Raw genomic sequence first — 23,930 nt, forward strand, 5'->3', positions numbered from 1 at the left:
TTTATGGAACAGAAAGATTTGATTCTTGATTTCAATCTCTACTTGTGTGAGAAGTTCGGCTACAGAAACAGTTGTAGCGTGATGCAAAATGCCAACGGCTTTTGCGTGGACATCCGTGAGCGTGATTTAGACTGCTACATCCGCTTCTGGGAGTACAGTTGTGGAAGAGGCAACTTTCCTGACTGGAGCATCATCATCGTGCGCAGCAACTTTAAGAAGAACCAAGCCGAAAGCCTGAAAGACTTGGCTCGTTTCTTCAAGGAGTACATGCCACGCTACGGCTACAGATACCTCTGTACCGAAGGTGATGACTACAAGTATTATCAGACGCTCGGTTTGAAGCTCATCCATAAAGACCTGTTCGGACAAGAAAACTATGGATTGGCGATGAAAGATTTGAATGTCTGATACGTACTCTAAGGTTAAGGAGGGGATTTTTCCTCTCCTTAACTATTTCCGATACGCCCCATTATCAGAACGTACCGTTTGAAATACCAGACAATTGGGTGTGGACAACACTCGAAGAAATAAGCAATTATGGCGACTGCTATAATGTTTCTGTAACAGATATTGCTGATAATGAATGGATATTAGAACTTGAAGATTTAGAAAAAGATACAGCTTCTATCATTCAGAAACTATCGAAAAAAGAAAGAAACATCAAAGGAGTGCGCCATAAATTCAAAAAAGGCGATGTGTTATATTCCAAATTGCGCACATACCTGAATAAGGTATTGGTTGCTCCCAAAGCAGGATACTGCACAACTGAAATTATTCCATTCAATTCATATTGTGATATTTCAACACATTATTTATGTCATGTGCTGCGGTCTGCATATTTCCTTGATTATACTCAGCAATGTGGTTATGGTGTAAAAATGCCGAGATTGAGTACAAATGATGCATGCAAAGGAATGGTACCATTACCTCCCCTTTCCGAGCAACAGCGTATTGTAATGGAAATAGATAAATGGCTTGCTTTAATTGACCAAATAGAGCAAGGCAAAGCTGATTTGCAAAACACAATCAAACAAACCAAAAGCAAAATCCTCGACCTCGCCATTCACGGCAAACTCGTACCGCAAGACCCGAATGACGAGCCAGCCATCAAACTCTTGAAGCGCATAAATCCCGACTTCACACCTTGTGATAACGGGCATTATGCGCAGTTGCCTGATGGATGGTGCGCTGTTGCACTCAAAGATTTATGCGAAAACATTAATGGATTGTGGAAAGGGAAGAAAGAACCATTTGTTAATGTGGGGGTTATACGCAATGCAAATTTCACCAAGGACTTTAAGTTAGATTATTCAAATATAGAGTATATTGATGTTGAACAAAGAACTTTTGCTAAACGTCATTTAGAGAACGGTGATTTGATTGTAGAAAAATCAGGTGGTAGCGATAATAATCCTGTTGGAAGAACAATCCTCTATGAAGGCAAAAGTGGCGTTTTTTCATTCAGTAATTTTACAATGGTGTTAAGAATACGGTATAATGATACCGTATTAAGTAAGTACTTGTATTACTGTATTCTGGCAAAATATCAGACTGGGGCTATGAGATTGATGCAAACACAAACTACGGGTTTGCACAACTTAATTCTTAATAAATTTTTATTGATGTCTATATGCTTACCTCCACTCTATGAACAGAGGCGAATCATAGACCAAATAGAAACGTTTTTTACCACTTTGAACTTAATAATGGAGAGCCTATAAGCTCTCCATTATTAAGTTCAAAGACATAAAAGCCTTATTTATAGCCTCTACAATTCTTTGTTGCTCATTGTAAGGCGGAATAGGTACTTCTATCGCTTTGAATAGCTTTTTATTCAAGTGAGGAATGGCAGAACCAACCTTACTTTCTCTCAAGACTTTCCTATGCAAGTTGATAACTTGTAGTACATATTCTTCGTTCATATTTTCGTTGATAAGCAACTGTTTGAAAGTACTACCTTGGTAGCCGTCAATCGGAGTCCTAAAAACCTCACCAGAGTTCTCGCCATCTACTAAAATCAAAAGAGAATTTGCTGCCACATATTTGCCTGAAGTCAAAGTCTTGGCATCACGCTCTCCACGCAAATATTTCACATCATGGTTTATTCTTTCTATACCGTTCTGCTTTTCTCCATCGGTCAAATAACATAGCATTTGCATAGGTACTGCGCTCCACGAATCAGGCAACTGCGCATAATGCCCGATACGTTCTATTATATTATTACCATATTCATTCTAAATCAATGTAGTATGGTAACAAAATTCAAAAATCATTTGGCAAAGACTAATCTTGCCAAGAACACCGTCACCTCGTATGTGTGGACGGTGCAGTATTTCCTCTGTCATTATGGGGAAGTGAATAAAAAGAATCTCTTGGCATACAAGGGGTACTTGGTGGAGAACTTTAAGCCACAGACAGTAAATCTTCGGCTGCAAGGTATCAACAAGTATCTGGAATTTACAAAACAGGAGAAACTGAAAGTGAAGTTCGTAAAGGTACAGCAGAAGAACTTTTTGGAAAATGTAATCAGTGATGCCGATTACAAATTTCTCAAAGCGCAACTTAAAACGGACGGTTATGATGAATGGTATTTTATCGTGTGGTTTATGGCTGCTACAGGGGCGCGTGTCAGTGAACTGCTTCATATCAAAGCAGAACATGTACAAATCGGGCATCTTGACCTATACAGCAAGGGAGGAAAGATACGCCGTTTGTATATCCCGAAGAATTTGCGCACAGAGGCTGCGAAATGGCTTAAAGAAATAGGACTTACTTCCGGCTATATCTTTCTGAACCGTTTCGGGCAACGTATTACTACTCGTGGGATAGCCTCGCAACTCAAACATTTTGCCGAAAAATACGGAATGAACAAGGAGGTCGTTTACCCCCATTCATTCCGTCACCGTTTTGCAAAAAACTTTCTTGACCGTTTCAATGACCTTGCTCTACTTGCCGACCTTATGGGACATGAAAGCATAGAAACAACACGTATCTATCTTCGCAGAACTGCCAGCGAACAGCAGAAGATTGTGGATAAAGTAGTGAACTGGTAAAGTCTCATCAGCCTTTAGAAGTGTAAACGAATACACTTCTAAAGGCATTTTGAATGTTATCCAAAATAGAGAATAGTTTCTCTATCTTTTGAACGATGCGCTGTTGTTCTTTGATAGGAGGAAGTGGAAAATATAAATTCTCCAATACACCAATATATAATTCTTTTTGATTTGTACTTCCTGCCAAATTATCTTCTATGTATTGTTGAATAAGTTGAGAAGACATATAAGCAAATACATATTCAGAATTGATTTCTTCATATGTTCTTACAACTGATACATGAGAATCTGGAACCACAAAAGGATATTTACCTAAACAACTTTCATCAAATAGTCTGGTTCTTCCAACAGTTCCTGTTCCTGTTGAATTAACAAGAACATCACCTGTTTGTAATTTATATTTTGAGTCCCATTTATTTATTGTTGAAGGGTCTAAAAACTTTGCCTGTTCTAATGAAATACCTCCTTCCTTTAGATTGCATTTTTGTGCGAATACGGGATATGTCTTATCGTCTTCCGAATATTTGGGAGATTTTCCCCTTGACAAAAACGAACACAAATCATTCATCTTACACCATTTCCATTCATTTGGCACATCAAATGGATAATGCCCGTTATCACAAGGAGTGAAGTCGGGATTTATACGTTGCAACAGTTCGATGGATGGCTCATCATTTGGGTCTTGTGGTACGAGTTTGCCGTGAATAGCAAGGTCAAGGATTTTGCTCTTGATTTGCTTGATTGTTGTCTGTAAATTGACCTTACCCTGTTCTATCTGGTCAATCAAGGCAAACCATTTCTCAATCTCTGTTACAATACGTTGTTGTTCGACAAGAGGTGGTAATGGGATATGCAAATCAGTAAAAATACCTTTGTGAACCCTCTGTTGTCCTACTACTCCTTTAAAATATTTTGTACCTTCATCTATATACCATTGTGATTTAAAAAGATATAGATAAAATTTTGCATAGATATTTATTGGGCGTAAAATAACCAATTCGGTAGTTCCTGCGCCACAATTATTGGGAAGTCCTTGAAAGATTGTTGATTTGAGATTTTCAAAGCATGGAGATATTTTTGCAATACCTATATCGCCATTCTGAAAATGGCAATATCCTTTTTTTACTTCTTTCCATATACGTTTTTCAAAATAGTGATTTCCAGAAAATCCATCATCAACACACGCCATCGGAATAAATCCAATGTGTATATTATCTGCTATTTCTGATTTGGGATTAAGATAAAATAGTTCCGATACAGGAACAGATACCCAATTGTCTGGTATTTCAAACGGTACGTTCTGATAATGGGGCGTATCGGAAGTTTTTGCCGACTTCTTGCTCTTCTTGATTTTCCCCTCTTTTATCAATCGTTCTTTTTCAGCCTTGATTCGTTCAAGGAGAACAGATGCAGGCTCATCGTTTGGGTCTTGCGGAACGAGTTTGCCACGAATGGCAAGGTCGAGTATCTTTTGACGTAATTTCTTTGTATCCATACCGATCAGTCTTTATCTAAGAAAAGGTTGCAAAATTCATTTAGTTGCTGTTGCATACGTTCCTGCGGAATAAGGATGCGTTTGTATTCTGCTATCATCGTAGGACTCATGCTTCTGCTCATGGCATATTCCACTACCACCTTATCTGCTTCCGGACAAAGGATAATGCCAATAGAGGGGTTCTCATTGGAACGCTTTACATCCCTATCGAGTGCTTCCAAATAAAATTCCAACTGACCGAGGTCGCGCGGATGAAATTTTGTCTTTTTCAGTTCCACAGCTACCAATGCCTGTAATCCACGATGGAAGAACAGTAAATCAGCCTTGAATGTAGATGCACCGATATTGAGACGGTATTCTTGATCCATGAATATGAAATCCTTGCCAAGTTCAAGAATAAACTGCTTCATGTGTTCTACCAAGCCTTTTCTTAGTTTGGATTCGCTATGTTTTTTGGGCAAGTTCAGGAAATCGACAAACAATGTGTCTTTGAACATTATAGGGGCATTGGGGTAAGCATTGAGTAATCCTTTTGACATATTGTCCTTGCTGCTCAACAGAGCTGTATATGTTTGATTGGAAATGCAACGCTGCATTTCCTTAAAAGACAGATGCTCTTTATTGGCATAGAGAATATAGAACATCCGTTCTTCTGTACTTTTGCATCGGCAAAGAATCTCAATATGATTAGACAACGTTGTCAGTTCTAATATCTGAGGCATTTGTCCAGATGTCGGCTGGACTAATTGTGCAGATGCCGTCTGCACAATTACAGCCGTTTCTTGTGTTGGTTGGCTCGCTTCTATTTGTGCAGTTGTTGGCCGCACAAATTCAAGATTCAGATACTTCTCCACTGTAGCACAGAATGTTTCCGATGAATATTCATCATAGAACATCACCATATTGTAAATGCTTCTCCGGCTATATCCTTTAATATCTGGACGTTGAGAGCGGATATATTCGGACAACTGCGTTACCACCTTGCTTCCCCATTCCTCACTTTTTAATTTGGCTGATACATACCCACCTACATACCAAGCCGTGAACAACAGTTCATTGTTTACAGCTCTTGATGCACGACCTTTATGTTGGAGAATGATGTCTATGACTTCTCCAAACTGTTGCTCCATTGATATGGCTACCTTATTGTTCTCCATACGCTCAATCTTCATTTATGTTTGCGAGCAATTTTTCAAGTTCAGCTACAGCCGAACTTATCGTTTGGCTTTTATCCTTGATGTCTGCCATCAGTTCCGCCAGTGAACGGTTGTCCGCTTCACCACCTTGTTTTATCCAAGTGATGTCAAGACTTGTCTTGTCACGTACCAGTATATCTTCTATCGGGTACTTTCGCCAACGCCCTTGTGGATTATTTTCGGCATCGTAGGTCTCAACTCGATTATTATAACAAGAAATAAAATCATCCAAATGATGGCGTTCCAGCTTATTGGTGGCAAGGGTGTGCTTTACATCAGTACGGTAATCGTAAAACCATATTTCTTTAGTTGGTTGTCCTTTACTGAAAAACAACACGTTAGCTTTTACGCCTTGCGCATAGAAAATACCTGTAGGCAAGCGCAAGATAGTATGCAGATTGAAATCTTGCAACAGGCGTTTGCGGATAGTCTCACCAGCTCCGGCTTCAAAAAGGACATTGTCAGGAAGTACCACAGCAGCACGTCCTCCGGTTTTGAGCATAAGCATCATGTGCTGGAGGAAGTTCAACTGGTTATTCTTGGTCTCGACATAGAAATCTGGGCGGTTGATGTCCACAGAACCAGCCGGGCGAGTACCGAAAGGAGGATTGGCAAGTATTACATCCACAAGCGTAGAAGGCTCTTTTTCCAAAGAATCCTCACACACAATAGGACTGCGGTCTGTGCCAATGCCATGCAAATAAAGATTCATGGAAGCAAGTGTTACGACCAAAGGCGTATTGTCCACACCATGCAAAGCTTTGTCACGCAAAAAATCACGTTTTTCTTTACTTGCAGACTGCACTTTCATATAATCGTAAGCAGCAAGCAGGAAACCGCCTGTACCACAAGCAGGGTCGCAAACGGTTTCGCCCATTTGCGGATTGATGCAATCCACCATTGCCTGAATCAGTGGGCGAGGTGTGAAATATTGTCCGGCACCGCTTTTCTTATCTTGTCCGTTCTTTTCAAGAATGCTTTCGTAGATAGCACCTTTCACATCACCGTCCATGATGAGCCATTGCTCTTCATCAATCATGGTGATAACCTTTTTCAGATAAACAGGCTTGTCTATCTTATTCTGCGCCTTCGTATAAATCGTTCCTATCAGATTATCCTGCTCACTAAGCAGTTTAAGAGTTTCTTCATATTGCTTCACCAAATCCAAACCATCAAGAGCAATCAAATCATTCCATTGATAGCCTGTAGGGATAGCCGATTCCTCTCCGAACATTTCTACATTCTCTGCATCCATCTTCAAGAATAAGAGATAGGTCAGCTGGGTGATATAATCGGTGAATCCGATACCTTGCCCGGCAAGAGTTGTTGCCAGACTCCATACTTTTTTAGTGAGCGATTGCTCCGTTGTATTATTTGTTGCCATTTTCTTATGCTGCGTTTCTTAAAACTACAAATTTATAAAGTGAATGAAGTGCTTCGTCTGCTTTTTGCATATTACCAAACGCTCGAATCATTTGGGCTGCATGGGTTGCATCATCTTCACGAATATCTCTGACTGTACAAGCCCCGTTAGAAGCGATATAATCCACAATACGACTGACAACTTCACGTTGCTTATCGGTTATTTCACGCTGGGTTTGCCCCAACCACAAGTTGAAATATTGTTTGGATGTGGTGACTACACTGTCCAGTCTCTCGATTTGGCGGAAAGCAAAGCGTACCAGTTGTATGATATTGGTCAAAGCATCGCTCTCTTCTTTAGTAGTAGAATGCTTTACCTTGTTTGGAGAAAGAATGGCATACGAGTTCCAAATTTGTTTAGGGCTAAAATGGTTGTTTGCCATTTTAAGTTTATTCTCCAAATCTTTCAACATTGAATAAGTTATCGGTTCACCCGTGTTGCTGTGGATAATGCGCAATGCCTCTATCTCATCGTAATACTTTTTGCAAAAATCTTCAAACGCCTCTGTTGTGTCTTTAGCCTCTTCAACGGAGAATCCTTTTGAGATAAGCGCATCTTCGCCAGGCATCAACGTATTGACAAACCCGGCAGCAAGAATGAGTAAATATCTTCGTGCGTCGGCATGGTTGGCAAGAGGGGATACCAATCCCTTACGCTCGTTATTAGAATCGTCTGTACTAACAAACGGAGGGAGGGTACCTTTTTCCAACACAGCGTATATTTTCGCTGAAAGCTCCTTCATGTCATGATGAGACAAACGGGCAAATTCTTTCTTTTGCGATTCATCAGCCTTATAGTATATTCGGGCAAGCGTGGCTGCAAGCCGTTTGAGATATTCATCAGGAATATAACCGTGGCTGATACGTTCCAACAGTTCCTTTAGAGTGATAGTCTTTGTTGTGGGACTGCCATCTATAGGCTTCACCGTCTTCATGCTTTCCGTCACACCTACCGCATCCACTAAGTAGAAACAATCTTTACTGAATGCATTGGGCGTAACATTTCGCAATTGCTCATCACCAATGGTGCGCACACCACGCCCTTTCATCTGAATATACAAAGGCAATGATTCTACATCGCGCATGAACATGACCACTTCCAGCGGTTTGACATCTGTACCTGTGGCAACCAACGTACAAGTCACGGCTATACGGAAATCTTTGTCATTTCGGAATTGCCGTATCAGTTCGTTGCTGTCGCCAGCCGAATAGGTGATTTTCTGAACAAAGCGGTCGTCTGTGCGCCCGAATACCTCTTTGGCTATCTGTACGATATTGGTGGCGTGAGTTTCATTGAGAGCGAATATCAATGTTTTGGGCAAATAATCTATATTCGGTTCTCGCTGTGGATCGTTGAACAATTCGGTATAAACCACATCACGATAAGTCGAAAGGATTAACTTTATCTGTGCCGGGTTGATGATACTTCGATTAAGCTCTTTATTGGTATAGAATTTTGTTTCTTTACTATTTTTAGTCTTAACCTCTCCGGTATATTTTGTTTCTTCTTTGAATTTCTCGCCTTCTAATATAGCTCCTCCTGATTCCGTGACTTGCGTTTTTATTCTATATACCCTGCAATCCACATTCACACCATCAACAATACTCTTTTCCAAGGTATAGTTGACAATGATATTGTAGTTGAAGAATTTCTCAGTTTCTTCAATCGGGGTTGCAGTCAAACCAACCAATCTTGCCGTATCAAAATATTCCAATACCTTACGCCAGTTTCCATAAATAGAGCGGTGGCACTCGTCTATGATAATCATATCAAAGTAGTCGTGGGGCAAGTTGGGATTGGGTGGCAAGATTACTTCTTCCATCGGCTCGTTGCCGTCATCCTCCTCATTATCTTCAATAATGTCTCCTTTCAAGAATGAGAACAAACGCTGTATAGTAGAAATAACCACATTACTATCAGATGGAATAGAAGAAGAGCGAAGCCGATTAACCGTAAAGATTGTATTGAACGCATCTCCATTCTCCGTCAGGCGGAAGGTTCCAAATTCTCCCTCTGCCTGTTTCCCAAGATTATTCCGGTCAACGAGAAACAGCACTCTGCGCATAGGAGTATAAGAAAGCATCCTATAAGTTGCGAGACAAGCCGTATATGTTTTACCTGCACCAGTAGCAAGAACCATCAATGCCCGATTTCGCCCACTGCGGAAACTCTTTTCAAGTTCTGTTACCGCTTCGTATTGACAATCACGAAGCCCTTTCTTTTTCAATGTAGGTAGTCCGGCAAATGTATCTTCAATTCCCAATTTCTTGACCAACTCATGTGGCGTAGGGATTGCCATTATTTGTCTGAAATATGAATCTTGTTCACGAAAATCACAAAAGTATAGTTCTTTACCATTTGAAGTAAAGATAAAAGGCAATGGCTTTTGATACGCCTGATAGATATTAGGGACACTTCTTGCATATAAAGTTGCTTGGTCGCAAACTTTTGAAGCAAAAGCATCTGTTTCTTCTCGTTTTGCTTCAAGTATTCCCACTGCTTTCCCGTTAATAAATAGGAAATAGTCAGCTTCAAGATTCCCTTTCAACAAGCCTTCTCTTATGGCGACAGCAGTACAAGTCGGCTCGTAGTCTTCCCTATCAACCACTTCCCAACCTGCATCAGCAAACCACTGGTCTATCTTTATTCTTGCTTTTTCTTCAGGAGTCATGTTCTTAATATTGTATATTATCGGAAGTTTATCAGCACATTTGCAATAAGGTACAAATGAACTATAACCTCCTAACCTAATTAAGTTCTATTTCAACCGTTCTTTTTTATCGGTTATTAAATCTTTCAAATCCACTTGCAATATCTCTGCAATCTGTTGTAAGGTCTCTAAATTAGGCTGAATCCTATTACAAGCATAGGCATTTACCATACTGAAACTCTTATCCAGTTGTTTAGCTAACCATGTCTGAGAGATACCTTTTTCGGACAATACAGTCTTTATTCTATTCAGTTTCATTCTTTGATACGATTTTATAGTGCAAATATAGCGAATTATATTCGATAATCAGAATTATTTCGTATTTTTGTATCCTATATAAGACAAACATTAAAAAGAGCCATGATTCTAACAGAAAATAAGCTAAAGGAACTTACTCTTGCTGCTGATGTCCTCTCCGAAGCTCATCGGCAAACTAGATTTTTTTCAACTGGTCAACAAGCATCCGTATTTCTTTCCCATAAACACGATGAAATTAGCCAACTCAAACGAGTTGCCTACATTTTAGAAGAATTACATGCCAGTATCTATGTTGATTGGCTTGATAATTCTATGCCCCCAAAAACATCTGGAACCACAGCAGCCATAATCAAACAGCAAATCCAAAAATACGATAAATTTATACTAGTCGCCACAAACGGTGCTATTGATTCAAAATGGTGTAATTGGGAGTTAGGTTACGGAGATGCGCAAAAATTTGATTTAGGGAAAATAGCTTTATTCCCTATAGCTCAGAACGATAATAACTGGAAAGGTTCTGAATATATGCAAATATATCCAACTATTCAATATTATTCTGGAACAGAAAGATATTCAAACGGGAATCTAATACCTAGAGGATACTACTATTGCTACAATGATAAAGACGGGAATTATTGTATCAAAAATTTGTACGATTGGATTGTATCATAGCTACTTATAACTAACAATAATTATTATGACATATAAATACCAACTTATCTTTCTAGGAGATATTAATAATAATGCTTGCAATACAATAAAAGTTCGTTTTTTTGACAAGATTCATAGTATAGGTTTGAGAGACAATATGTTTGAGATAATCTATAATGAAACTTTTGAGAGAAAATATTCGAATAAACAGCCATCTTTCGTATTCTATTTTGGCAATTTAAATCATTCAGAAAAAGATATCGATATATTAAAAGTTCTCCTTGATAATGGGGATGCTATTTTGCCAATATATTTTGGCGATAATTTTGAAGCAGAAGTTCCTAAAATCATTCATGTAATGAATGGAAGACAATACATTGCTGATCATATTGAAAAATATATTAATTATGCATTTGAATCAATGAGGTTATTGAGAGAAAACCGGAAGCTATTTATTAGTTATCGCCGGACGGACTCTTCTGCTGTAGCCAACCAATTATTTGATGCTTTTGTCCGCAATAATTACGATGTATTTCTGGATACATATTCTATCAATCCTGCTAAAAATTTTCAAGAAGAATTACATCATCGAATGACGGATTGCGATGTATTAATCCAACTATACACCAATGATTTTAAGAACAGCAAGTGGTGCAATGAGGAAATTATATCAGCAAATCAGAAACAAATTGGAGTAGTTGAAATTATCTGGCCTGATTGCACCCCAGACATACACAATTTATTATGCGAACCTATTCAATTAACACAAAAAATGTTTATGAATGAGGACTTCCATAATGGATCTTGTTGCATTACTGAAGAATGTATTGAGAATATCGTAAATGCAGTAGAATCCGTTAGAGCTAGAAACCTTGCTGCTAGACAAGACAATCTTGTGGGAGAATTTGTTGAAGAAGCTCGCAAACAAGGGAGACAACTTATACAAGAGTATCGCTATCTTGTAGAGACTTTGAAAGATGATATAATTAGATTGTTTATTCCGGCGATAGGAATTCCACAATCTTATGACTGTTTCGATTCTCTACGCTTTAGAAAATTGCTTGATAACGAGAAAATCGAATTATTCCTTATATATGATGATTTGCGTATTCGTAAGAAATGGGTAGAACATCTAGAATGGTTAAATGAATCATTAGAGGTTAAAACTATCAAGAAAAAAGATTTTGAATTATGGCTCAAAAACAATTAAACATATTCTTGTCAGCAAGTATTCCTATGTTAGGAAGAGATGAAAGATATTTCAAAACAGCGGATACAATCGCAATACGTGATTCCGTATTAGCCTTAGCTAGTGTGGCATTGCCTAAGTATAAACTGATTTGGGGAGGCCATCCTTCAATAACGCCACTTATAGCTAGTGTTTTGCAGCATTCGGGATTAGATATACAGAGCAGTGTAACTTTGTATCAATCTACGTATTTTGAACAGTTCTTTCCTTTAGAGAATGAAAGTGTTGCTCATATTATAAAGACCAATGATATGGGTGATAAAGATTTGAGTATAGAAGAGATGAGAAAACATATGCTTGGCGATAATGAATTTTATGCTGGAATCTTTATTGGAGGTATGGAAGGTATAGAAAATGAATATGCAATGTTTACTCAGTTACATCCAGAAGCAAAAGCATTTCCTTTAGCTAGCACTGGAGGTGCCGCCAAAATCATTTATGACAAATATTTTGATGGTAAAGAACCTGAATTATGTATAAACTTGGCATATTCTTCATTATTTAAAGATTTACTTAATTTATAAATAGCTATGGGACATAAGATTTTTATATCATATAAATATGGTGATACTTCTGTAAAGCATCTTGAAAGGACTCCTTGGTACGAATCAACTAAAGTTCGTCACTATGTTGATGAATTACAGGATAAGCTTGAAGAAGATGATCATATTAATAAAGGAGAACTAGATGGTGAAGACCTATCCAATTTTAAAGACTCCACTGTGGAGTCAAAATTAAGAAATAAAATTTTTGATAGTAGCATTACCATTGTACTCATCTCTCCTAATATGAAAGAGTTAAATAAAAGCGAAGATGAACAATGGATTCCTTGGGAAGTGTCTTATTCTCTAAGAGAGACTACTCGAAATGACAGAACTAGCAGAAGAAATGGTATACTGGCTGTTGTTCTTCCTGATATTAATGGTGGGTATGATTATATGCTCGAACCGAAGATGTGTTGTCAGTCAGGATGTACGTTATGGCATACAAATAAACTATTCAAAGTCTTACGTGCGAATATGTTTAATCAAATAGAGAAAACATATTCAAATTGTAATATTGGTGATAATGTTTACCGTGGCTATGTCAGTTATATACATATGGTTAGATGGGATAGTTTCATTAATAATATTAGCTTTTGGATTAATGAAGTTAAAAAGATTCAAGATAAAAAAGACGAATACGATATTCACATTAATGTTTAATATTGCAGAATAAAATATTTTTACTCCTATTTTTAGACAATGATTATTCCTATGAACAACCTTAATTGTATTTGAACTGACAATAACAGGAACATTATGACACCTATTTGCGCTCAATTAATATCATGCTTAATTCGAGTATCAGGTTTATATACAATCAGTTTCGGTTCAACCGTAAAGAAAACACTTTGGATTCTGTTTACAAAAGCAATTAGGATAATCATATATCATTGAACTACGGACAAATATGGAAATTATCAATCTACAGGACTTCACAGACCGCATTGAGCTGAGAGATTGGCTGGAGGCTAACCACAACCAAGCGAAATCGTGTTGGGTTATCACTTCTCGCTCTAAACAGCCTACATACAAATGTATTCCATACATTGAGGTCGTTGAAGAAGCGTTGTGTTTTGGGTGGATTGATTCAACAATAAAGAAATTACCGGACGGACGCCTTGCACAACGGATTTCACCTCGTTGCAAAAGAAGTCATTGGACTGAGTTAAACAAAGAACGCTATATAAATCTTGAAGACCGAGGGCTTATGACAGATGCCGGACGACAAGCATTTGAAAGATCCTATTCCTATGAAATAGTTCCGAAAGGCTCTCTTATGGAAGAAATTGTCAGGAAGCATGATAAGGAATTGAGACCGGATTTATATAAGTAAGTTTTCGCAATTCTAAAATGTAATAAGGATGATGAAAGAAAGTAGTATATCCCCTATCCGCTCCGATTTTGAGCAGATAAAAAAGCAGGACGAAAGCGGTTCTGAGTATTGGACTTCTCGTGATTTGTGCGTTGCGTTAGGTTATAGTACCTATCAAAAATTCACACGCACAATAAACAAAGCCATTGCGATAGTCAACCATAAAGGACTTAATACAGCAGAGCTTTTTAACCATACGGTTGAAATGGTCAGATTAGGTTCTGGCTCTTTTCGGAAAGTGGAGAATATACATCTATCACGTATAGCTTGTCTGATAATTGCGGAAAATGCTGATGGGAAGAAACCACAAGTGCAAATGGCAAGAGAATATTTCAGACAGGAAGCCCCTACTTCTGAATTTCTAAACAACAGTCTATCATCCAATATTTTACTCTATAAAACAAAGCAAGGAGAAACACGAATTGAGGTCATCTTCAACAATGAAACATTTTGGATGTCACAAAAACGTATGGCTGATTTGTTTGGAGTAGATGTGCGCACCATCAACTATCATCTTGGGCAGATTTACGAATCAGGAGAGCTTACCAAAGAGGCAACTATCCGAAAAATTGGGATAGTTCAATCAGAAGGAGAACGAGATGTAGAACGTACACCATTGTTCTATAATATGGATGCAATTATTGCCGTAGGCTATCGTGTGAACAGTTACCAAGCCACTCAATTTAGAATTTGGGCTACATCTGTTCTGAAAGAAATGATAGTCAAAGGATTCGTGTTAGATGATGAACGATTGAAACAGGGCAAGCATTTTGGCAAAGATTATTTTGATGATTTATTAGAACGCATCCGAGAAATACGGACTTCGGAACGCCGATATTATCAGAAAATCACTGATGTATATGCCGAATGTAGTGCCGATTATGACCCCAAATCCGAAACAACTCAACTGTTTTTCAAGATGGTACAGAATATGATGCATTGGGCTGTCACCCATCAAACGGCAGCCGAAATCGTATTTTCAAGAGCAGATGCCGAAATGCCCCACATGGGACTTACCACTTGGAAAAATGCACCTGATGGCAGAGTTCAAAAGTCAGACACAATTGTTGCTAAAAACTACTTGTCCGACAAGGAAGTCTCAGCCTTAAATCGTCTATCAACTGCATTCCTTGATTTTGCAGAACTTCGTGCAGAACGGCAGATTATTACTACGATGGCAGATTGGAAAAAACAATTAGACGAGTTCTTGGCTTTATACAAATATGACACCTTGAATGATGCCGGAACTATTTCCGCAGAACAAGCGAAAGAAAAAGCATACGCTGAATACGACAAATTCCGCTTGATTCAAGACACAGAGTATCTTTCTGATTTTGATAAGGAAATCAAATTGTGGAAAGAGAAGGGATTGTTTGGTAAGGATTAATTCTATCAACAGAAACATAAAATGAACCATAGCAACACGTTCTCACTATCTTTTCCCGAAGCCAAGACAATTATTGTTTCCGGTGATATTCATGGAGACTTAAATCAATTGGTGTTCAAACTCTGCATTCAATACAAGTTGAAGGACACTCTATTGATTGTAGCTGGGGATTGTGGCTTTGGCTTTGAAAAGAAAGAATACTATGAGCAAATGGTTAGACGAAATGCCAAGCGAATGAACCAAGCCAACAATTGGATTGTATTTGTGCGTGGCAATCATGATAATCCAGCTTATTTCGATGGAACAACATTCAATTACAAACGCTTCATCGCTGTTCCTGATTATACTATTCTCCAAGCCTGTAATCATACCATCCTTTGTGTAGGCGGAGCTATTTCTATTGACCGTATTTATCGCATAAATGAATGGAACAAACGGAAATATCGTGTTCACTCCAATGAGTCGCAAGAAAATGATATTCCTCGCAATTTATATTGGAAGAATGAAGCTCCTATTTACGACGCTGATAAGATGAATACCATCTGTGTAGATTTCTTGATTGATACAGTTGTCACACATACTGCGCCATCACATTGTGAGCTATTCTCAAAAAGCAACCTTAACCAATGGGCTGAGAACGATTCATTACTTCTTGGGGATGTACAACTTGAAAGAGAAGTAATGGATATGCTTCTTCATCATCTTAAAATCAACAACCACCCGGTGAGCCATTGGTATTATGGTCATTTCCATCAAAGCTGGCATTCCGACATTGACGGAATACTATATCAGATACTCGACATTATGGAGTTCAGTCAAGTCTATTAATTTATACCATTTCAGGTATAATATTTCTGTAAAACACAGAATTATACCCGATAGGATATAATGGTTTTCCTCGAATAGAAGTGTACCATTTATGGCATACAAACACTTTTTCAAGCGAATAACTCGGTTTTGCTACACTTTTTCCAACGAATCGAGTACCCTAAATAATCGGAACGCAAAAATTCCACCATAAACCGCAGAAATTCCAAGAAAAGCACTACCTTTGTATTCAGCAAGCGTTCTGTAACATCCATGCGGAAATGCCCTATCGTTCAACACATTGAATCTGATAGTAGACATTTCACAAAAAGGCTGAAAGAAAGCGGTACAACACGTATATGCAAAACAATGAAATACAACAATTTGCATTTGTCCCCACATTCTGTGTACTTGTAAAAACGGAGGTTGTACCGATTAAAATGAATAGTCACTGATAATCAGTGATGTAAATATGCTGCATCGGGAAATAATATTTTAGATGTGCAAATGCGAAACAAAAGAAACCATTGCACTCTTCGCCACACGCGTCAACCTATCATATAATATGCAAAAGAATACACTTTTGTTTATTATATGATAGGTTGAAAGAAGTTTTATCACCTCACGTTTATCCATATCGCCTCATCCCTTCCTCGTGCCTCCGTGATGGCCTTCACGAGCCGGTGCGTCCAGATATTTGAGTTGAGCACCATGCCCGGTTTGAGATTCTGCCCCACGAGGATACACCCTTCGGTATCGTTCGCCGTATTGCCCGCATGGATGCGAATGCCCGTGAACAGGGGCACGTGAATGAGTAGCGGAAGCCACTTCTGGAATTTCGGCGAAAACGTGACGACTACCGGATAACGCCCCTCGGGGATGGCGGTGCGACCGGCCACCTTCCGGCCTTTCCGCCCCCACCCGATATCGCGCCACGTAGGTTCCAGAGTGTCACAAAAGGGGTTATCATCTATGGCCAAATGACCTATTGTATAAGTCTTACGCTTGGCGATGCGTGTCAATGTCAGTTCCATAAGCTTGATTTAAATTGAATTAATTTGTTTTCCATTCTTTCATTTTTTAATTCTCTTGTATTTGTCATTTGTCACAATTGTCACGTAACGGCGGTGCACCCATTGGCGTAGCATCGCCCCCGTGCCTTCCGCATTCATACCCTCGGCTTGGCGCACGCGCACGGCATCGGCCAGAGTGAACTCCTCAGGAAGCAATTCCAACAAACTCCGGCGTCCCGGTGTGCGACGCCCCGTCTCCGCACCCATCGTCTGCGCCTCCTCGATGGCCGAGCCGAAGAATTCCATCTTACACCACAGGTCGTACTGGAGGCTCCAGCGAACGAATTCCTCCATCGTCTTGTCCCACCGGTAACCATTCGCCACGTAGAGCACGCACGCCTTGAGGTAAGCGATGACGTTGGCACGGAAACTCAGATTTTCGTACACCCGGCTTTGCGAGAGACGGGCAAACTTCGCATTCTCTTCCTTCAACTTCACCGCCAATTTATAGGCTTGCGGACAATCCACCAGCCCCGTGGCACGCGTCAGGTTCTCGATGTAGGGACGAAGTTCCTCGTTGAAATTGGCATCGTATGAACCATAGACGGGCATCTCGGCTCCAATCTCACGTTCGGGGATGGTGCAGAAGTTGATGCGCGAGATAGGGCCGTCGGTCAGCACGTGCGAGAAGTAGCGCTTCCCCTTCTGGATGGTGGTGGCGGCGTTCCAGTTGAAGCGGATGGTTACTTTCTCGGTCACGCTCATCGCCCCTACGCGGGTTTGTCCATAGCGGTTTCCGGGGTCGAAGGCAAGGCACATGATTTGAAATTGTTGTCCGCCGTGGCCCGAACCGCGCAAAGCATCGAACTGGTCTATTTCGTTCAGCTTCGTGTAGAGGAAGTGGCCGTCCGCCTCGGCGGTGCGCATCACGAAAGCGGGGTTGGTCATGTCGGCGTCAATCTCTTGGATGACCAGCCCTTCGGGACGCGCACGCTTATCCTTGTTGGCACCTTTCGAGTTCACCTCGTTCTTCCACTCGCGCTCGCGTTGCAGGTTGTCTTCGTCGCGGCGGCGCACGTCGGCCATGATGCGGTTGATGGGTTCGGAGATGCAATCCTTGCCCGCGCCGGTGCCTGCCATGAGCACGTTCATCAGGGTGGCTTCATGCTCCACATTGTCGATGTAGCGGAAGCGTACCCTCCACAGATGGGCGGCAAGCGCGGGAAAGACGGCGTGCGCCACGGCAGGGCGATAGAGGTCGGGGGTGCGGCTCAGGAGGAGTTTGACGAGGGCGGGCAGGCGCTTAGGGAGAGCCGGGGGGAGGGAAGCGGCTACGAGTGAATCAGCTACGAGCGACGAGCTACCAACCCTCCTCACCGCCTCTTGCATCACCTTCGGCATGGAGTAGAACTTGGCGGTGCAGGCGGAATGAATCAGCCCCCGCATCTCTTCTTCCGACAATCCGTAGCGGGGCATCGTGCTGAGCATCAGCACTTCGTCATTGTCGGCAATGTAGCGCAGATGAGACGCCAGACGGTGGAGTTTGTCGTTGCGCTCGCCCTGCACCGGTTCGCCACCCGAGAGGCGGAACCACTCGGAGATGATGTCCGCATAAGGGATGCCTTTGAAGTTATCAGCTACGAGTGAATCAGCTACGAGTGACGAGCTACCAGCTACAAGTGCTGCGCTATCAGCCTGCATAGCACTCGTAGCTTGTAGCTGGTAACTGGTAACTGCTTCCCTCATGGCTGATTCCCTTTTCTTGAACAACCCCTCCTCGTCCATATACAGAATATAATTTTCCGGCACGGCAAACGAGCTACGGGCATAATCCTTCACGCTCTGGTCATACTCCTTGTCGCCCAATTGCCCGGACATCCACTTCTGCGCTTCCGTCAACGAGGCCCCTTCGGGCATCACGAAAAACAGGCGCAACCCTTCGGTGCTGGGCGTGACGTGTGCCAGCACCACGCCCCACTCCGCGACGTGTGCCGCTATGCGTTCTTCAAACAATCCGCGCGGATTGTCAATGTGGTCTATGTCGTACATGCTCAGTCCGCTGGGTATGGCTTCGGCGTTCAGGCGTCGTCCGTTCCTGAAGGTGGCGTGGGGCGTAAAGATGGGGAGTTGTTTCTTCAACTCCGCTTTGGAAACCTCGAAATCTTCTTTCGACATTTCACCCCGACGCACTTTTTCCAGTGCATCTTCTATTTCGGCACAGATACGCGCCACCCGTTCGCTCCGCACCACCCGGCGGAACAAATCGGGGGTACACTCACGCACCTCCCGACTTTTTACGCTATTTGATATTCCAAACATCGGTTCTTTTCTTTAATTATTAAATATTAATTCAGGAGACGAGTCACCCCCCTTACCATCCGAAGCATTCCCGAAAATCCTCCACGAAGTTCGCCGCCCTTCCGGCCTCTTCCTTCATCACTTTGGCGGGCAGGATGTTTGCCTCGTCAAGGTCGATGGTGAGCGTGAGTCGCGCTTTTTTCTCGTCGACGCTGGCCCGGCCGTGAGCCAGACGGATGTATTCGGTCGAGGCCGTCGCGGCGCGGCGCATGTGCTCGTTGAAGTTTCCCTCTTGTGGGTTCACCAGCCCGATGGTGCCCTGTACGCGGCCACCATGAGCCATCATGCGCTGATATGCGCCGTCTGAAATCTGCAATCTAATTTCCATTTCGTTCTGTTTTTGTAAGTTTTTATTCGGTTTTAATTTCATTCCTTTCTTATCAGACAGGCACTCGTAGCCTGTAGCTGATTTTACACCAGCTTCGTGATGTAGATTTGGTTCTCGAACCTCTCCGTCCCGTTCTTGTCGGTGAAGCGGCGTTGGCGGATATTGCCCTGAAAGCAATGCAATGAACTCTTGTCGTACTCGGGGCATTGCAGAGCCTGGTCGCCCGTCATTTCGGCATAAAACTCATCGATGCCTGTGCTGAGCACGAATCCGCGCGAATGGAAGGTGCGCGGCTGTCCTTGATTGTCCTGATACTGGCGGCTTTGGAGGCCGCGTTGCTCGATGATGGTTACAAATGTTTCCATAACATATTTCTTTTTTGAGATTGAAGGCATACAATAGAATGCCCCCGCAACCGCGCTTGTTTCGCGATTACAGGGGCAAAGATAAAGGGGGTGTGTCGGCACTGTGCCGACACAAAAAAAACGTCCCGCCTGCTTTTCAACACGAAAATCAGGCGGGACGAAAAATAAATAGTATCTTGCTTTTTATAATTCTTCTATGTCTTTGATAGACAGCCCCGTCACCTGGTGGATGACCTCGGAGGGGATATTCAGGGATTTCATCGTACGGGCATTCTCTATTTTCTCTTCCGCTCTGCCTTCTGCCAGCCCTTCCTGTCTGCCTTCCTGCATACCTTTCTGCCTGCCTTCCTGCATACCTTTCTGCCATCCTTCTTGTCTTCCTTCCTCTCTTCCTTCCTCTCTTCCTTCATCCGCCGCCGTACTCAGCACATCATTCTGAATCATCACGGCATTGATATGTTCGTCATACGCCAGTTGTTCCGCCCTGTCCATATTGTAATAAATCAGTTTGCGGCGTGCTTCTTCCAGTCCGGGAGCTTTCGTATCCGGGCGGATGATACCGGTTTTCAGATACTCTATCCACTCCTCAAGCGGGGTGACGGCCACCTTATTGAACTCATTCACACGAATCAGGAAATATTCGGGAAAGATTTCGGCAGGCAGCTTGCGCACGATGGCGTCCTTCTCCTTGGTGGTGACCTCCAGAAAATCGCCCGTATGCACTCCCACAAAGGAGTTCTGACCGTGGTACAGGTAATCGTTCCCCTTGCCGATGTCGAAATAGAGAATGCTGATGGAGTACACCTTCTTCACTTGGGAGTAAAGTTCTCCCAGCTCGATATGCTCCGTGATGGCCTTGGCAACGCCGAAGAGGATGCGCTCCAGATAGTATATCTCGCGCGTGTTCTGCACCTCGACGATGATGATTTCATCCTTACTATTGCGCGCCTTGATGTCCACACGGTTGAACTTATCGTTTTCACGTTGCTGGTTGCCCTCGCTTTCCAGTATCTCGACGATGCGGATAGGCTCGCCCAGCAACACGGTGAGGAAGCCTTCGAGCACGCCGAAGTTGGCTTTGTTGCGTAGCAAGCGCTTCACCGCCCAATCAAATCGTATATATCTGTCTTTCTGTACCATAACTTCTCTATTTTGAATCTTCTGCTTCCTACAAAGGTAAGCATAATTTCTGTTTCCGAAAAACTATTCTCTCACATTATTCCGTATCTTTTCCGCCAGTTCGGGTTTTATTCCGTCCAGGAGTGCGGCAATCCGTTCAGCATCCTGCCGGGTCTGCTTCGCGTCATAATCCACCCCTTTCGCTATTTTGGGCCTTACCGTGTTCTCGGCGTAGCCGGACACTTGCGCTATGAGCTTGGCCAATGCACTTTGGTTGATGCCGGAAGCATCCAGCGTGACGTCCAGCATCTCCATAAAAAGGATGATGAGTTGCTTCACGGAGAGCACACCCCTCCCACCTGCCACATCATCGCCCTTATCACCCACCACATTATCACTCTTATCACCCTTATCCACCGGCTTGTCGAGGTGTATTTCCTGTTTCTCCACATTCCCGTTCACCGGGCCGAAGTTGAAAGCTATCTGCGCAGAGGCTTGTTCCTCGTTCATAGTCTCAACCTATATTGCCGAAAGTTTTGCAAAGCCGGGTTACGCTTCTCTGTGAAACATTAAAACAGCAATTGGGTGAATTTCCAAACCGTTTAATTCGGAAGCCTGCACTAACCATGGCAAGAATCAATGTACCATTGCTCACATAATTAATCCGGTTATTCGTATTTCGGGCAAGCACCCTTTCTACCACATGCTTCAAACCATAAGAAAATACTTTCTCGTTGAATGATTTTATGGGCTGGCCGAGATGGCACACAATTACATCGCGCGCGGCATTCAATTCCAAAACATTAAAATCTTTGATGCTCAGCGGATGCTCGCCACCAAAACCACCACCATGCAATCCGAACAATTCTTCGTCACCCTCGTAAACGGAAAAATCATAATCAAGTTTCTTGTAAAAATCGTAAAGGTCTGTCATAATCATTTTTTTTTAATATTTATAGTTATTAATCATTTCCATCATCTCATCAACATTTCGCTCCAATCTGCTTTCCGCTCATTCGGTTCCCCATCAAGAACCGTTGCTCCTTCACATCACCGTTCACCGGGCCCTGATTGTTTTCTATATGGTTGATGGTTCCGTTGTTCTCCACAATCCGCGCTGAGTTTTGCTCTTCCACCATGCGGTCGATGGCCTCGTGCAGGCGGTCGATGTGCGCCTGATATCGATGCCCGTGCTTCCTGTTGTATCCCGTAAGCACATGCATCACCGACGTGCAGACCTGTGGCGAATGACTCCCGACGGCCTCCTGCACCAGTTCGCCCACCTGCATCCACTCCCCTTCCTGCACGGCGACGAGGGTATCCTCCACCGCCGCCGTGCACTTGGTGTAGTCCGTTGGCGGAACAAAATGCCCGTCGGCCTCCTCCTCGCTCTCACCCCGGCGTATGTCGCGGCACAAGTCCTGATAGAGCGGTTCTTCCCTCAGCCTCCTTACGATAAATACACACAAACGGGCATACGGGTTATCATCGACGGACGAAGTGGCGGCAAGCATATAGAGCAGTGTAGTGAACACCGCACACCTCGTGGCATCGGCCTGTGCATCACTCCGGTGCATCTCCACTCCCCCACCCGCAACGAAGGTCCGGTATCGGAATACCAGATGGGCATAATCGTGCTTGATGGAAAAGTCGGGACGAGGCGATTGCCCCAGCCTCTGAGCCATGCGCAAAGCCTCGCTCCACACTTCTTCGGGCGCCAACCCCGTGCGATCCTCGCAAGCGGCCAACGCTTCGTAAAGATTGCAAAACAGGGAGTGTGAGAGGCATACGTTCAAAAGTCCGTCGCGCACGCCCGTGGGAAATAAATGGAAAGCATCTTCAAGCATCGTACACCAATTTTATATTCTTCATGAATTCAAGCACCAACGTATATTTCGAGTCGAATAAATCAGGACGGTTCAAAATCCTCGAAAAGAGCGTCCAGCGCTTCCTCACTCACTTGTTTCAGTACATTCACCTGCGCCTGTCTTCCCGCGCGGGGAGTGATGAGGATGGTTTTTCCACTTGCCGCACAGGCCTCGATGGCACGGATAATGAACAGGTTGTCGGGCGAAAGCAACAGATTCTCCCGGTGCTGCTCTTTCAGAATCAGTTCCGGTTCGCTGTTCGTTTCGCGGGCTATCTCTTCGAAGTGACGGATACGGTCGCTAATCTCCGGCATGTTGGGATAGGAGAAATTCGTCTAAAAGCCCTGTGCCTCATTTCATAGCGGCTCCGGAGGTCGGTCTCGTCCGGAAAGAATGTCACACCCTCCGCCTCCGCTACGGAGGAAAAAGGGTAGGTGTATATTGAAAATGTCACCATTGATGTATCGTCTATTTTCTGATTATCGGGATCAGGATAAAAACCCGTATTCTATTTTTCTTATGTATAGCTATCCTTTTTGCGGGAGGGCGTATATATTTTTTGCAAAGATAATGCTTTTCAGGGAAAAAACTCATGGAAAGTCAAAAAAAACAAGAGAGAGAAACGGCAAAAGATACAAGCTTTGCTCCCCGTGACGTGTGACGATTGTGACAAATGACAATCCGGGAAAAGCTGAGTAAACGTCTTACTAAACTTTATATTATATATAAATAT

25 protein-coding genes are annotated in these 23,930 nt (G+C 42.4%); 10 read left to right on the top strand and 15 right to left on the bottom strand.

Annotation, left to right across the window (positions count from 1 at the left end):
- Positions 1-3 precede the first annotated feature (3 nt).
- Positions 4-408: a hypothetical protein gene (locus DW182_RS06250; protein ID WP_008760300.1), complete on the top strand. Its 405-nt coding sequence runs from the start codon at positions 4-6 to the stop codon at positions 406-408.
- Positions 405-1,721: a restriction endonuclease subunit S gene (locus DW182_RS06255; RefSeq protein ID WP_117986191.1), complete on the top strand. Its 1,317-nt coding sequence runs from the start codon at positions 405-407 to the stop codon at positions 1,719-1,721. Before DW182_RS06250 ends, DW182_RS06255 begins: the two co-directional genes overlap by 4 nt.
- On the opposite strand, the gene DW182_RS06260 is transcribed toward DW182_RS06255, so the two are convergent.
- Positions 1,716-2,159, bottom strand: a complete 444-nt coding sequence (locus DW182_RS06260; protein WP_081641863.1) for a restriction endonuclease subunit S — start codon at positions 2,157-2,159, stop codon at positions 1,716-1,718. The genes DW182_RS06255 and DW182_RS06260 overlap by 6 nt on opposite strands.
- A 90-nt stretch (positions 2,160-2,249) precedes the next feature.
- Between DW182_RS06260 and DW182_RS06265 the strand changes: the two genes are divergently transcribed.
- A complete protein-coding gene (locus DW182_RS06265; RefSeq protein ID WP_016662496.1) occupies positions 2,250-3,053 on the top strand; it encodes a tyrosine-type recombinase/integrase in 804 nt (267 codons plus the stop codon).
- A 7-nt stretch (positions 3,054-3,060) separates the two neighbouring features.
- On the opposite strand, the gene DW182_RS06270 is transcribed toward DW182_RS06265, so the two are convergent.
- From DW182_RS06270 to DW182_RS06290, 5 genes are all read right to left on the bottom strand, one after another.
- Positions 3,061-4,548 carry a restriction endonuclease subunit S gene (locus DW182_RS06270; protein ID WP_118295005.1) on the bottom strand — a complete coding sequence of 496 codons (1,488 nt, stop codon included), beginning with the start codon at positions 4,546-4,548 and terminating at the stop codon, positions 3,061-3,063.
- Positions 4,549-4,553: 5 nt separating this feature from the next.
- Positions 4,554-5,705, bottom strand: a complete 1,152-nt coding sequence (locus DW182_RS06275; protein ID WP_008760294.1) for a YhcG family protein — start codon at positions 5,703-5,705, stop codon at positions 4,554-4,556.
- Between the two features lie 4 nt (positions 5,706-5,709).
- Positions 5,710-7,128: a class I SAM-dependent DNA methyltransferase gene (locus tag DW182_RS06280; RefSeq protein WP_008760293.1), complete on the bottom strand. Its 1,419-nt coding sequence runs from the start codon at positions 7,126-7,128 to the stop codon at positions 5,710-5,712.
- 4 nt (positions 7,129-7,132) lie between these two features.
- A complete protein-coding gene (locus DW182_RS06285) occupies positions 7,133-9,838 on the bottom strand; it encodes a DEAD/DEAH box helicase family protein (protein ID WP_008760292.1) in 2,706 nt (901 codons plus the stop codon).
- Positions 9,839-9,925: 87 nt separating this feature from the next.
- On the bottom strand, positions 9,926-10,135 hold the full coding sequence (locus DW182_RS06290) for a helix-turn-helix domain-containing protein (protein WP_008760291.1): 210 nt from the start codon (positions 10,133-10,135) through the stop codon (positions 9,926-9,928).
- Positions 10,136-10,237: 102 nt separating this feature from the next.
- Here DW182_RS06290 and DW182_RS06295 point away from each other — a divergent pair, with 102 nt between their 5' ends.
- The 7 genes from DW182_RS06295 to DW182_RS06325 all read left to right on the top strand — a co-directional run bounded on the left by DW182_RS06295 (position 10,238) and on the right by DW182_RS06325 (position 16,167).
- Positions 10,238-10,807 (top strand): TIR domain-containing protein, encoded by a 570-nt coding sequence (locus DW182_RS06295; RefSeq protein ID WP_118295006.1) that lies wholly within the window; start codon positions 10,238-10,240, stop codon positions 10,805-10,807.
- Between the two features lie 25 nt (positions 10,808-10,832).
- The gene (locus DW182_RS06300) at positions 10,833-11,996 is read left to right on the top strand and encodes a toll/interleukin-1 receptor domain-containing protein (RefSeq protein WP_016662501.1); all 1,164 of its coding nucleotides are present in this window, start codon (positions 10,833-10,835) and stop codon (positions 11,994-11,996) included.
- Complete coding sequence (locus DW182_RS06305; protein ID WP_008760288.1) at positions 11,978-12,559, top strand: hypothetical protein; 582 nt, start codon at positions 11,978-11,980, stop codon at positions 12,557-12,559. Before DW182_RS06300 ends, DW182_RS06305 begins: the two co-directional genes overlap by 19 nt.
- A gap of 6 nt (positions 12,560-12,565) precedes the next feature.
- A complete protein-coding gene (locus DW182_RS06310) occupies positions 12,566-13,240 on the top strand; it encodes a TIR domain-containing protein (protein WP_008760287.1) in 675 nt (224 codons plus the stop codon).
- A 247-nt stretch (positions 13,241-13,487) separates the two neighbouring features.
- Positions 13,488-13,913 carry a YdeI family protein gene (locus tag DW182_RS06315; protein WP_008760286.1) on the top strand — a complete coding sequence of 142 codons (426 nt, stop codon included), beginning with the start codon at positions 13,488-13,490 and terminating at the stop codon, positions 13,911-13,913.
- Positions 13,914-13,941: 28 nt separating this feature from the next.
- Positions 13,942-15,339: a RhuM family protein gene (gene rhuM, locus DW182_RS06320; protein WP_008760285.1), complete on the top strand. Its 1,398-nt coding sequence runs from the start codon at positions 13,942-13,944 to the stop codon at positions 15,337-15,339.
- 21 nt (positions 15,340-15,360) lie between these two features.
- The gene (locus tag DW182_RS06325) at positions 15,361-16,167 is read left to right on the top strand and encodes a metallophosphoesterase family protein (RefSeq protein WP_118295007.1); all 807 of its coding nucleotides are present in this window, start codon (positions 15,361-15,363) and stop codon (positions 16,165-16,167) included.
- A gap of 596 nt (positions 16,168-16,763) precedes the next feature.
- Here DW182_RS06325 and DW182_RS06335 read toward each other — a convergent pair.
- The 9 genes from DW182_RS06335 to DW182_RS06375 form a co-directional block, all read right to left on the bottom strand.
- The gene (locus DW182_RS06335) at positions 16,764-17,180 is read right to left on the bottom strand and encodes a DUF5675 family protein (protein WP_118295009.1); all 417 of its coding nucleotides are present in this window, start codon (positions 17,178-17,180) and stop codon (positions 16,764-16,766) included.
- Between the two features lie 39 nt (positions 17,181-17,219).
- A complete protein-coding gene (locus DW182_RS06340) occupies positions 17,220-19,478 on the bottom strand; it encodes a BT4734/BF3469 family protein (protein ID WP_118295010.1) in 2,259 nt (752 codons plus the stop codon).
- Positions 19,479-19,530: 52 nt separating this feature from the next.
- Positions 19,531-19,887, bottom strand: a complete 357-nt coding sequence (locus tag DW182_RS06345; protein ID WP_233564091.1) for a hypothetical protein — start codon at positions 19,885-19,887, stop codon at positions 19,531-19,533.
- Between the two features lie 41 nt (positions 19,888-19,928).
- Positions 19,929-20,210, bottom strand: a complete 282-nt coding sequence (locus DW182_RS06350) for a hypothetical protein (protein WP_117988107.1) — start codon at positions 20,208-20,210, stop codon at positions 19,929-19,931.
- A gap of 183 nt (positions 20,211-20,393) precedes the next feature.
- Positions 20,394-21,350: an Rpn family recombination-promoting nuclease/putative transposase gene (locus tag DW182_RS06355; protein ID WP_118295011.1), complete on the bottom strand. Its 957-nt coding sequence runs from the start codon at positions 21,348-21,350 to the stop codon at positions 20,394-20,396.
- Positions 21,351-21,413: 63 nt separating this feature from the next.
- Entirely contained in the window at positions 21,414-21,839 is a 426-nt protein-coding gene (locus tag DW182_RS06360) for a hypothetical protein (protein WP_118295012.1), read from the bottom strand.
- A gap of 4 nt (positions 21,840-21,843) precedes the next feature.
- Entirely contained in the window at positions 21,844-22,263 is a 420-nt protein-coding gene (locus DW182_RS06365; RefSeq protein WP_158580789.1) for a hypothetical protein, read from the bottom strand.
- Between the two features lie 49 nt (positions 22,264-22,312).
- The gene (locus DW182_RS06370; RefSeq protein ID WP_118295014.1) at positions 22,313-23,176 is read right to left on the bottom strand and encodes a hypothetical protein; all 864 of its coding nucleotides are present in this window, start codon (positions 23,174-23,176) and stop codon (positions 22,313-22,315) included.
- 62 nt (positions 23,177-23,238) lie between these two features.
- Positions 23,239-23,511 carry a hypothetical protein gene (locus DW182_RS06375; protein ID WP_118295015.1) on the bottom strand — a complete coding sequence of 91 codons (273 nt, stop codon included), beginning with the start codon at positions 23,509-23,511 and terminating at the stop codon, positions 23,239-23,241.
- Between the last annotated feature and the right edge of the window lie 419 nt (positions 23,512-23,930).

It is taken from the genome of Bacteroides sp. AM16-24 (genome assembly GCF_003471885.1).
Lineage (GTDB): Bacteria > Bacteroidota > Bacteroidia > Bacteroidales > Bacteroidaceae > Bacteroides.

What these genes read in the sequence shown, in the direction of transcription:
- DW182_RS06250 (WP_008760300.1), top strand. Translation starts at nt 4, where the DNA reads ATGGAACAGAAAGATTTGATTCTTGATTTCAATCTCTACTTGTGTGAG.
- DW182_RS06260 (WP_081641863.1), bottom strand. Translation starts at nt 2,159, where the DNA reads ATGCAAATGCTATGTTATTTGACCGATGGAGAAAAGCAGAACGGTATA.
- DW182_RS06265 (WP_016662496.1), top strand. Translation starts at nt 2,250, where the DNA reads ATGGTAACAAAATTCAAAAATCATTTGGCAAAGACTAATCTTGCCAAG.
- DW182_RS06270 (WP_118295005.1), bottom strand. Translation starts at nt 4,548, where the DNA reads ATGGATACAAAGAAATTACGTCAAAAGATACTCGACCTTGCCATTCGT.
- DW182_RS06275 (WP_008760294.1), bottom strand. Translation starts at nt 5,705, where the DNA reads ATGGAGAACAATAAGGTAGCCATATCAATGGAGCAACAGTTTGGAGAA.
- DW182_RS06280 (WP_008760293.1), bottom strand. Translation starts at nt 7,128, where the DNA reads ATGGCAACAAATAATACAACGGAGCAATCGCTCACTAAAAAAGTATGG.
- DW182_RS06285 (WP_008760292.1), bottom strand. Translation starts at nt 9,838, where the DNA reads ATGACTCCTGAAGAAAAAGCAAGAATAAAGATAGACCAGTGGTTTGCT.
- DW182_RS06290 (WP_008760291.1), bottom strand. Translation starts at nt 10,135, where the DNA reads ATGAAACTGAATAGAATAAAGACTGTATTGTCCGAAAAAGGTATCTCT.
- DW182_RS06295 (WP_118295006.1), top strand. Translation starts at nt 10,238, where the DNA reads ATGATTCTAACAGAAAATAAGCTAAAGGAACTTACTCTTGCTGCTGAT.
- DW182_RS06300 (WP_016662501.1), top strand. Translation starts at nt 10,833, where the DNA reads ATGACATATAAATACCAACTTATCTTTCTAGGAGATATTAATAATAAT.
- DW182_RS06305 (WP_008760288.1), top strand. Translation starts at nt 11,978, where the DNA reads ATGGCTCAAAAACAATTAAACATATTCTTGTCAGCAAGTATTCCTATG.
- DW182_RS06310 (WP_008760287.1), top strand. Translation starts at nt 12,566, where the DNA reads ATGGGACATAAGATTTTTATATCATATAAATATGGTGATACTTCTGTA.
- DW182_RS06315 (WP_008760286.1), top strand. Translation starts at nt 13,488, where the DNA reads ATGGAAATTATCAATCTACAGGACTTCACAGACCGCATTGAGCTGAGA.
- rhuM (WP_008760285.1), top strand. Translation starts at nt 13,942, where the DNA reads ATGATGAAAGAAAGTAGTATATCCCCTATCCGCTCCGATTTTGAGCAG.
- DW182_RS06325 (WP_118295007.1), top strand. Translation starts at nt 15,361, where the DNA reads ATGAACCATAGCAACACGTTCTCACTATCTTTTCCCGAAGCCAAGACA.
- DW182_RS06335 (WP_118295009.1), bottom strand. Translation starts at nt 17,180, where the DNA reads ATGGAACTGACATTGACACGCATCGCCAAGCGTAAGACTTATACAATA.
- DW182_RS06340 (WP_118295010.1), bottom strand. Translation starts at nt 19,478, where the DNA reads ATGTTTGGAATATCAAATAGCGTAAAAAGTCGGGAGGTGCGTGAGTGT.
- DW182_RS06345 (WP_233564091.1), bottom strand. Translation starts at nt 19,887, where the DNA reads ATGAAATTAAAACCGAATAAAAACTTACAAAAACAGAACGAAATGGAA.
- DW182_RS06350 (WP_117988107.1), bottom strand. Translation starts at nt 20,210, where the DNA reads ATGGAAACATTTGTAACCATCATCGAGCAACGCGGCCTCCAAAGCCGC.
- DW182_RS06355 (WP_118295011.1), bottom strand. Translation starts at nt 21,350, where the DNA reads ATGGTACAGAAAGACAGATATATACGATTTGATTGGGCGGTGAAGCGC.
- DW182_RS06360 (WP_118295012.1), bottom strand. Translation starts at nt 21,839, where the DNA reads ATGAACGAGGAACAAGCCTCTGCGCAGATAGCTTTCAACTTCGGCCCG.
- DW182_RS06365 (WP_158580789.1), bottom strand. Translation starts at nt 22,263, where the DNA reads ATGACAGACCTTTACGATTTTTACAAGAAACTTGATTATGATTTTTCC.
- DW182_RS06370 (WP_118295014.1), bottom strand. Translation starts at nt 23,176, where the DNA reads ATGCTTGAAGATGCTTTCCATTTATTTCCCACGGGCGTGCGCGACGGA.
- DW182_RS06375 (WP_118295015.1), bottom strand. Translation starts at nt 23,511, where the DNA reads ATGCCGGAGATTAGCGACCGTATCCGTCACTTCGAAGAGATAGCCCGC.